This is a genomic window from Bacillus sp. B25(2016b), assembly GCF_001679765.1.
Lineage (GTDB): Bacteria > Bacillota > Bacilli > Bacillales > Bacillaceae_G > Bacillus_A > Bacillus_A thuringiensis_K.
Genome location: NZ_CP016285.1, coordinates 2942489 through 2951745 on the forward strand (window position 1 = coordinate 2942489; position 9257 = coordinate 2951745).

Here is a 9257-nt window from a genome sequence, read left to right on the forward strand (position 1 = left end):
TCCTTTATTTACTCCCCTGTATCAGAAAATCTCTTTATACGTTCTCCAATTTCATCGCGAACACGTTGAAATTCAGACCATTCTTTTCCTGCTGGGTCATCAAATCCCCAGTGAACACGATTCACATGTTTTGGTGTAGACGGACAAACAGAATCTGCATGACTACAAAGGGTAACGACTAAATCAGCATTATTTAAAATATTTATATCAATCATATCCGAAGTTTGATTTGTTATATCAATATTTACTTCATTCATTGCTTTAATTGCGTTTGGATTTACTCCATGTGCTTCAATTCCTGCAGAATATACATTCCACTTATCACCTAAATATTGTTTGCCCCACGCTTCTGCCATTTGGCTTCGGCATGAATTTCCTGTGCATAAGAAATAGATTGTCTTTTTGTTTTCCATGTTGTTTTCCACCTTTGTTTTTAAATTATACTGGTTGATCATTAAAATATTTACGCTTAAACCAAAAAGCGACGTTTACAAGTGCAATCATTACAGGTACTTCCACTAACGGCCCGATAACAGCTGCAAATGCTGCGCCCGAATGAATACCAAACACACCAACTGCTACAGCAATCGCTAACTCAAAGTTATTACTACCTGCTGTAAATGCTAACGTTGTCGTCACCGGATAGTTTGCACCAATTTTTCTTCCCATAAAGAAAGAAACAAAAAACATTACAATAAAATAGATTAATAACGGAATCGCTATTCTTACTACATCTAATGGTACGCTAACAATCATTTCCCCTTTTAAAGAGAACATAACGATGATTGTAAATAGTAATGCAAGTAATGTAAGTGGACTAATCTTCGGTATAAATACCTTTTCATACCACTGTCTACCTTTTAACTTAACGAGTACAAATCGCGTCAACATACCTGCTATAAAAGGAATTCCCAAATAGATAAACACGGATTTCGCTACTTCTACCATTGTAATATCGACAATAGCCCCTTCAATTCCTAACCATTCTGGAATGACTGTTACAAACACGTATGCATAAACGGAGAAGAATAGCATTTGGAATACTGAGTTAAAAGCCACTAAACCTGCTGCATACTCTTTATCCCCATCTGCAAAATCGTTCCAAACAATGACCATCGCAATACAACGTGCTAACCCAATCATAATGAGACCAACCATATATTCTGGCTTATCAGGAAGAAAAATAATTGCTAAAACAAACATAAGTACAGGTCCGATAATCCAGTTTTGTACTAAAGATAAAACCAATACTTTTACATCTTTAAATACTCGGCCCATTTCCTCGTAACGAACCTTTGCTAATGGTGGATACATCATGACAATTAAACCAACAGCAAGCGGGATAGACGTCGTTCCAACTTGTAATGTATTTAGTCCGTCTACTACACTAGGAAATACATACCCTAAACCAATCCCAACAGCCATAGCTAGAAAAATCCATAGTGTTAAATATCGATCTAGAAAAGATAAACGTTTCATTTTATTTTCCATCTCCTATTAACAACAAGAATTTTGTTCTACTACGTTAGAAGTCGTGCAACAAGATGACTCTTCTATTTTGTGAACATCACTCTGTGCTTTTGTATAAAAGAATTCCCACTCGTTCCCATCAGGATCCGTTACCCAAAACTTATCTTGAACCGCATAGCAACAAGTTGTATCCATCTCATTACGTGCAAAGAAACCTTCTTTTTCTAATCTTTCTTTATGCAATGTAATCTCTTCAGCTGTATCCACTTGGAAACCGAAATGATTTACTTGGTTTCCCTTCACTTCATCTCTTACGTTCAGCGTGAAGTTAAGTCCTGGCGTCTCTAATAAAAATTTTGCATAATCTATTTTCACCTTAACTGGTGACTCACCAAATACTTTTTCGTAAAATTCAATAGACTTCTCTAAATCCGTAACATTTATACCAACATGAACATATCTCATAACTTATTCCTCCTCTTTATATGTTATTAATCAATTTTTTTTGATTAATACTACAAAATTTTAACAGCAACTACCTTTGCCTGTTTTTCTAAAAATGCAGCACAATTCTTCTGATAATAAATTATTTACTTCCGCATCATTTAAATCATAATAACTCCACGTACCTTTTGTTTCTTTTACAATTAAACCTGCATCTAATAAAATCTTTAAATGATAGGACAACTTAGATTGCGTCATTTCAAAAATCTCTGCTAAATCACATACACAAGTCTGGCCTCGCTGGCAAAGTTCATACATAATCTCTAAACGCTTTTGATCCGCTAATGCTTTAAATTTTTTCTCATAGAGCTGAAAATCTTGTGCCATTTTAGTCCCCTCTCCCTTCATCAAATTTTTTTGATGTTTATAGTATATATTTAGTTTAGCTCTTTATGCAACTAATTAATCAATTTTTTTTGATTAATATATTCTTCTCTTCTTTCCCTTAACAGAACTTTTAAGTTATCAAATTACAAAATGCCCTGCATAACAGGGCTATTTTGTAGAATTATGTATGTTTGTATTTGAAATCATACGAAATACTTTCACATAGAAAACTGCACTAACAAGGGTACAAAGTAATATAATTCCGAACACAACAATTGGAGATAGCCATGTAGAAAATACAATCATTATTGGTGCAATAAAACGCCCAATGGTAAATTGTAAATTAGATGCTGCCATATACTGTCCTCTAGAATTTTCAGGTGCATATTTACTGACGAAACTATGTACAACTGGCGAACGAATCAATTCCCCAATAGTTAATATTGCCATAAAGCAAAATAGTAGCCATATATTCGTTGTTAACCCTATTAAAAACATACCCATTCCAAATAATATATTAGAGACAATTAAAACGTTTAGGTCGCTCCAATTCTCAAAATATTTTGCAACAGGTAAAGAACATAAAACAAACAAAATGCCATTTAACCCCATCATCCATCCGAAAATTTCAGTATTACTCAAAGAGAATGAACCAGTACTCCATGAGAAAAGAGATTGAGTTGGTACAAATTCCTTTACATATAATGCAAGATAAAGATCTAGCTGCATGAAAGCTATCATAATCAAAACTCCCGCAAATATGTAAAGAGAGAAAATTTTATCACTAAAAATTTTCATATAATTATTCCATTGTTCTTTAAAGATTTTTGATATTGGATTGTTATCTCCATCATTTTTAGAAGCTTCGGGAAGCGTTTCTCTAATTATGAAATAGATTGCTATAAAATAAATAAATGTAACAATTGTACAAGTCCATAACAATTCACTTCGATAATGAAAGAAGAAAAATGAACCTAACACTGGTCCAAATACAGCACCAATATTATTTGCTGTAACAAAAGTGGCAAAGACCACCCTTCTATCCTTTTCTGGCACTATATCAGCTATCATTGCAGAACTTGCTGGACTGTATATTGCCCCGCTAATTCCAATACCGATATAGGCTAAATAATTAATCCAATGTGAATGAGATAAAGCAAAAACTGCAAACATTGCTACTTGTATGATTGTGCCTAATAGCATGACAGGTCGACGCCCTAATCGATCAGCTAAATATCCACCTAACAAATTACCTATTATGCCTACAAGAGGTATAATTGCCATTAAAATTCCGCCAATTGCTTTACCAAAAGCATCGCTATAGTATATTGCCATAAACGGAAAATACATCCAAAACAATGTATTGAACATAGTTTCGCCAATCAATCTAGTTTTTAAATTTCTGTCCCAAGATAACCATTTCAACGTAATACATCCCCTATTTTAACTTTTCAAATATTCACTATACATTCTATAAACTGTCAGTCCAAGGGAAATATAATAACATAAAGTGAATTTATTTTACAAATTAATATAGAAATATAAATTTTAATTACAACACATTCTCTAGTTATTATCCTTTAATGCAATTCGAACTCACAGATCACCGTTACTATTAAACTAGACTAGACCAGATTCAAGATATCACTAAAGAAATAAATGATTCATAAATAGAAAAGAACATTGATTTTTCAATGTTCTTTTCTATTATTTCTGCATATGAATTAGATTTATATTCGAAAAAGCGCCTTACCCCTGATTCCTCTGTGCCTCTCTAAACTCCTCCTTCACCTTCTCTAACAACCCTTCTTCCGTAATTAATCGATACGCCGTATTTGCTAATGCTTTTGCCGATGTAATTAATGCTTTATCTCCAAGTTCTGAACGTGCTGCTTCTCTAAATTCATTCGTATGTGCAATTAAATCATCTGGTCCGATTTTAATGTACGGATGAATTGTCGGTACGACTTGACTTACGTTTCCTGCGTCGGTTGAACCGATCCCTACTCTTTCTTTACGGTTTACATCTTCACCTAATAGTTCTAGTTCTTCCGCTACGATATCGTTATATGTTTTTGTTACGAGTAATTCATCGATTTCATTTTGGAATTGATGGATTTTTACTTTTGCACCTGTTGCTAACGCTGCTCCCTCAGCAATGTTTCTTACTTTTTCTGTTACTTCCGCGCATCTTTTTCGCGTTGCTGCACGGATGAAGAACCTTGCTGAGGCGTAGTCAGGAATAATGTTAGGTGCTTTTCCGCCTTCTGTAATAACGCCATGAATTTTGACATCTGACGGAAGTTGTTGGCGAAGTGCGTTAATACCGTTATAGAGCTGAATAACCGCATCTAATGCGTTAATTCCTTCTTCTGGTGAAGCTGCGGCGTGAGCTGTTTTTCCGTAAAAATGAAAATCAAGTGGATCGACTGCTAGTGAAGGGCTTGTTGTCGCTGTTTTTCCGCTCGGATGAATCATAAGTGCCGCATCAATGTCTTTAAATAAACCTGCCTTTACATAACTTGATTTCGCGCTACCGTTTGGCCCTCCTTCTTCAGCTGGTGTTCCAAACACGACAACTTCCCCGCCAATTTCTTCAAGCGTTTCTGATAATGCGATCGCTGCCGCAACGCTAATTGTGCCAATTAAATTGTGACCACACGCATGACCGAGTCCTGGTAAAGCGTCATACTCAGCTAAAAATGCGATTGCCGCTCCTTGTTTTCCAGAGCTTTTTCGCGCGATAAATCCCGTTTCATGTCCAGCTATATTGTGCTGCAGTTGAAATCCTGCACTACCCAGTAATAAACTTAACGTTCTTGATGCATAAAACTCTTGGTTACCAATCTCCGGATTCGCATGAATATCATGACTTGTGTCTATGTACTTTTCCTTATTTCTTTCGATACTCTCTTTAATTGTTTTTCTTTGTGACGCTACTCCTGTCGCTCCCATTGTTCTTCCTCCTTTTATTTTCACATAAAAAAGCCTCTTTCTAAAAGATAGAAAGAGGCTTCTGTATATACAGTCAAAATGAGCTTCTTTCTTATCTTTCAAGTTACCTTGCTGGAATTGGCACAGTATTCATAACGAATCCGCTGCCGAGGTGTCATAGGGCCAGTCCCTCAACCTCTCGTGATAAGAATTTTCATAAAATTATATTAAATTACATTCATTCTAAGTTCATTCCGATTAAAAGTCAAGGAATTCCTATCCGAATTTACCGAATATCTAAAAATCCTTTTAATACACCAATTGTTTCTGGTGCTTGCAGTCTTGCACATACGTACGGAAATTCCGTACTACCTTCAAACATCATTTGAGATGTAAGCGGTGCACCTGCCCAGAAGATTTCATCATCAATTACTAAGAATGGGAATGCTTTATTTTGTCTTTGTAACTTTACATTTTTCAGTGGAACTGGTCCATCACTATAAACTGTTATTTGCGCATTTGTACGCATTAACGCTTGCCATACTCGCTTATCCACTTGTTTTGTACTTGGAAGTGAAATAATAATTTTTCGTTTTGCGGCTAAAATATCTTTTAATAACCCTTTCGTTTCCTCAAGATTCATTTCCATAAACCAGCGTAAACGTTTCGAAATTTTCCGTTCCCACAATTGTCTTGATGTCGTGCGATCATACACATCTCCGTGACGTTCTATATGAGCTGTTAATTGTGATAATGCTTGTTTTCTCGAAAGGTTTTTACGCATATAATGGCAATCTGATAATTGAATGAACTTCCCTCTCGCCCTTGTCACTGCTACATTGACGAGGCGATGGTTTTTGTGATCAAAGAATAATACGCCAGGTCGTTCTTGCGGATAACTGTCAACCGTATCAAAGATCATCATATCTCTTTCAGAACCTTGGAACTTATGAACTGTTGCCGCTAATACTGGTATGTTTTGATATTTCGTTCTCTGCAACATTTCTCTAATACACGTCGATAAAAAGCGTGACTGCGCCCTGTAAGGTGTCACAACACCAATCGATTGAACACCATCTAACAATCCGATTAACATCATTTGCATTGCTACTAAACCAGACATAATGTTAAAACGTGAACCAGATGCAGCGTCTTTTAACGAAAAGGCTCCCATTTGGCTCGTATCGAATAAAACACTCGCCTCATTTGCGAACGGCTGCAATTGCGCAAGTTCTTTACGCTCTGAAACAGACGGATGATCGTATACTCTATTTTTATAAATAAACGAATTCGTAAACTTCGATATATCCGCATGCATACGTCTTTGTTCCTGCAACATAAATAGGTTCGGATGTGCTTCTGATTTATTAACAGACTCAACAATCCCAGCATGGTAAAACATATCTTCCCCGAGCCATTTGCGAACAAGTTCATGGTTCGCCATCGCAATTGGAGGTAATTGTAAAAAGTCGCCACAAACGACGATACGTTTTCCAAGTGAAGCAGCTAATGCGATTTGCGGAACATATGCCATACTCACTTCATCTACGACAACTAAATCAAATGTACGCTCATAAATCAGTGAATCAATGGCACATTTCGATAAAGTCGCGCCGATTACTTTCGCATTTTCAATGTATTCTTTTTCTACTTCTTTAATTTTTGCTTTTTGCTTTCGAAGATCACTTTCAATCTCTTGTATACGCTTCTTATCAGCAGAAGTCGCTTTATATGATAAAATCTTTTCTCGAAGATCTTGTCGTGTTTCCTCTAAATAGAGTCTTTCTTCTCCCCAAGATCCGTTCGTCGTTTCAACTAACTTCGACGCAAGTAACGTTTCATGATTTCGTATATGTTCATGTTGGCTATAACCGTAACGAACAATTTCGCCAGGTGTCCATTTCTTTTTCTTCTCAATTTGCTTCGTGACTTCACTCATTAATACGTCTACTGCCGCATTACTATGAGCTAATACAAGTACCGATTTTCCTTTTTGATAATGTGCCGAAATAATACGTGATAAATTGTAAGACTTCCCTGTTCCAGGCGGTCCCCACACGTACGTTGTCGGATTGTAAAATGAACGATACGCCAATTCATTTTTCGGATTTTTCATCTTCTCAATATGCTTCGGACTACTCGTCCCGTCAACAAGACGCTTTATACGATTACGTTTTAACTTATCTTTACGCGCTTCTTTCAATCGCTCTTGCAGTTGCTCTAACAATTGCCACGGTTCACTGTATAAAACAGCTTCTCGTATTTCACCTTGTATATAATCATTTAATTTCAATTCTATTTCTAATCCATGTACAGATAATACTTCTCCTGTCGCTTCCTCACCATCGAACTCAATTCGAATTGGTGAACCTTCCGGTAAACTTACTTCCGAAATAAGCTGAAATACATATACTGTACTTTCATAATCTGTATATAAAAAACGACCGTTCATGATAGAAATTTTACTACCACCTATCGTTTTCCAATGCTTAATTTCATACGCTAATGCATAATGCCACTCTTTCATCGTTTCCGATAATGAAGGAGTTTGAGTAGGTGTATTCATCGTATAATCTCCTTCCTTCTCCCCAAACATACTTTCTCACTATACCATATAACACGCTAAAATTTGTAAGGTTTTTATCTTGCTTATTTTCTTAATTTTCAATAATATATTGTATATAATTTTCAGAAAGAAGGAATCTACATGTCAGTTAGAAGAATTGAACACGTCGGACTTATGGTCGCAAACTTAGAAACATCTATTTCATTTTATGAAGAAGTAGTTGGCTTACAGCTCATTAAACGTATGGGACACCCGAATCCAGACTTAAAACTCGCTTTTTTAGGTGTGGAAGAATCAAAGGAAACGATACTAGAACTCATTGAAGGTTATAACTCTTCTCTTCCGGCAGAAGGAAAAGTACATCACATTTGCTTTAAAGTAGATTCATTAGAGAATGAAATCGAAAGAATACAGAAACATAAAGTAACCTTTTTACTAGGAGAAGAAATCGAAACATTACCAGATGGAACACGTTACATATTCTTCGCTGGTCCTGATGGAGAATGGATTGAGTTTTTTGAAACTGAGAGATAAAGCAAACCTTTATTTTGCGGAATAGAAAAAGAACCGGAATTACGGTCCTTGTTTTTAACCAGTAACAATGAAACATACCTCCAACCTAAGAATTTACCAAGATTAAAAATACAATCATTTTGTTAGGAGGAGAGAATGGGAAATACAGTCTTTATTCTTGTTTTTTGGATACTGATACTATTTCCAATCCTTTATGTCATCAAGATAAAGGATTGGAATATAAAAACAGCTGCCTTATTTGTTGGAAGGATTCTATTAAGTATTGTCTATTTTATAAATGGAATGGTATTAGGTCTGCAACGAAATTGGGTAGAACCTCCCTATGAAACAGAATGGGATTTCTTTGTAAAGTCTTTACTAAACGGAAAAACTGATGCACTTATCCACTTGTTACTTCTAATTATTATCATTACTTTGGATCTATTCATTACATTTTATTATATTAATAAAAAGAAATAGGATATTCTCTCCTATTTCTTTTTTATGAGTAGCGCCATATCGCTATCAAACTAATGTTTTACGCTGCCCCTAAACAATAATTTTTAACATTTTTACTCTGGGGATGTCAATTTTACTATTTTTGGGGTATTTTTTTTACTAGCTTGATGGACATGGGGTTAATTTATTTTCTTAGGCTGATAGGCATGTGGTGCTATCCCACATCCATCAACTTAAGGATTTAGACTATTTTTGAAGTTAAAAGCACGTTACTATTTTCTTATGTTAATGAGAAAGGGTGACGTGTTTTTTATGAATATGAATCAAAAACAAGAATTATCTTTATTCGCTGAAGAGTTATATCGATATATGTCTCCCGCTACACTTAATCAATTAGCCATAGAAGCAGGCGGAATGAAACGAAAACGTAAGTGCCACGGGCACCATTTCTTATCTTTGTGTGTATGGCTAAATCAACAAGTCG

Annotated in this window: 9 protein-coding genes and 1 riboswitch; of the genes, 2 read left to right on the top strand and 7 right to left on the bottom strand. The window is 35.6% G+C overall.

Annotated elements, in window-relative coordinates; genetic code table 11:
- Positions 1 to 8 precede the first annotated feature (8 nt).
- The 7 genes from arsC to BAQ53_RS15055 all read right to left on the bottom strand — a co-directional run bounded on the left by arsC (position 9) and on the right by BAQ53_RS15055 (position 7831).
- Positions 9 to 413: an arsenate reductase (thioredoxin) gene (gene arsC, locus BAQ53_RS15025; RefSeq protein ID WP_000428358.1), complete on the bottom strand. Its 405-nt coding sequence runs from the start codon at positions 411 to 413 to the stop codon at positions 9 to 11.
- A gap of 25 nt (positions 414 to 438) precedes the next feature.
- The gene (arsB, locus tag BAQ53_RS15030) at positions 439 to 1479 is read right to left on the bottom strand and encodes an ACR3 family arsenite efflux transporter (RefSeq protein ID WP_208905678.1); all 1041 of its coding nucleotides are present in this window, start codon (positions 1477 to 1479) and stop codon (positions 439 to 441) included.
- 18 nt (positions 1480 to 1497) lie between these two features.
- Complete coding sequence (locus tag BAQ53_RS15035; protein ID WP_208905679.1) at positions 1498 to 1935, bottom strand: ArsI/CadI family heavy metal resistance metalloenzyme; 438 nt, start codon at positions 1933 to 1935, stop codon at positions 1498 to 1500.
- A gap of 60 nt (positions 1936 to 1995) precedes the next feature.
- On the bottom strand, positions 1996 to 2301 hold the full coding sequence (arsR, locus tag BAQ53_RS15040; protein WP_000046013.1) for an arsenical resistance operon transcriptional regulator ArsR: 306 nt from the start codon (positions 2299 to 2301) through the stop codon (positions 1996 to 1998).
- A gap of 168 nt (positions 2302 to 2469) precedes the next feature.
- A complete protein-coding gene (locus BAQ53_RS15045; protein ID WP_208905681.1) occupies positions 2470 to 3726 on the bottom strand; it encodes an MDR family MFS transporter in 1257 nt (418 codons plus the stop codon).
- A 324-nt stretch (positions 3727 to 4050) separates the two neighbouring features.
- On the bottom strand, positions 4051 to 5256 hold the full coding sequence (locus BAQ53_RS15050) for a M20 family metallopeptidase (RefSeq protein ID WP_000501359.1): 1206 nt from the start codon (positions 5254 to 5256) through the stop codon (positions 4051 to 4053).
- 88 nt (positions 5257 to 5344) lie between these two features.
- A riboswitch (SAM riboswitch) is annotated at positions 5345 to 5446 on the bottom strand.
- Positions 5447 to 5521: 75 nt separating this feature from the next.
- Entirely contained in the window at positions 5522 to 7831 is a 2310-nt protein-coding gene (locus BAQ53_RS15055) for an AAA domain-containing protein (protein WP_131250121.1), read from the bottom strand.
- A 111-nt stretch (positions 7832 to 7942) separates the two neighbouring features.
- On the opposite strand from BAQ53_RS15055, the gene BAQ53_RS15060 reads away from it, so the two are divergent.
- Both BAQ53_RS15060 and BAQ53_RS15065 read left to right on the top strand, forming a co-directional pair.
- The gene (locus BAQ53_RS15060; RefSeq protein WP_000116337.1) at positions 7943 to 8335 is read left to right on the top strand and encodes a VOC family protein; all 393 of its coding nucleotides are present in this window, start codon (positions 7943 to 7945) and stop codon (positions 8333 to 8335) included.
- 135 nt (positions 8336 to 8470) lie between these two features.
- The gene (locus tag BAQ53_RS15065; RefSeq protein ID WP_000528641.1) at positions 8471 to 8794 is read left to right on the top strand and encodes a hypothetical protein; all 324 of its coding nucleotides are present in this window, start codon (positions 8471 to 8473) and stop codon (positions 8792 to 8794) included.
- Positions 8795 to 9257: the final 463 nt, after the last annotated feature.

What these genes read in the sequence shown, in the direction of transcription:
- arsC (WP_000428358.1), bottom strand. Translation starts at nt 413, where the DNA reads ATGGAAAACAAAAAGACAATCTATTTCTTATGCACAGGAAATTCATGC.
- BAQ53_RS15065 (WP_000528641.1), top strand. Translation starts at nt 8,471, where the DNA reads ATGGGAAATACAGTCTTTATTCTTGTTTTTTGGATACTGATACTATTT.
- BAQ53_RS15035 (WP_208905679.1), bottom strand. Translation starts at nt 1,935, where the DNA reads ATGAGATATGTTCATGTTGGTATAAATGTTACGGATTTAGAGAAGTCT.
- arsB (WP_208905678.1), bottom strand. Translation starts at nt 1,479, where the DNA reads ATGAAACGTTTATCTTTTCTAGATCGATATTTAACACTATGGATTTTT.
- BAQ53_RS15050 (WP_000501359.1), bottom strand. Translation starts at nt 5,256, where the DNA reads ATGGGAGCGACAGGAGTAGCGTCACAAAGAAAAACAATTAAAGAGAGT.
- arsR (WP_000046013.1), bottom strand. Translation starts at nt 2,301, where the DNA reads ATGGCACAAGATTTTCAGCTCTATGAGAAAAAATTTAAAGCATTAGCG.
- BAQ53_RS15060 (WP_000116337.1), top strand. Translation starts at nt 7,943, where the DNA reads ATGTCAGTTAGAAGAATTGAACACGTCGGACTTATGGTCGCAAACTTA.
- BAQ53_RS15055 (WP_131250121.1), bottom strand. Translation starts at nt 7,831, where the DNA reads ATGTTTGGGGAGAAGGAAGGAGATTATACGATGAATACACCTACTCAA.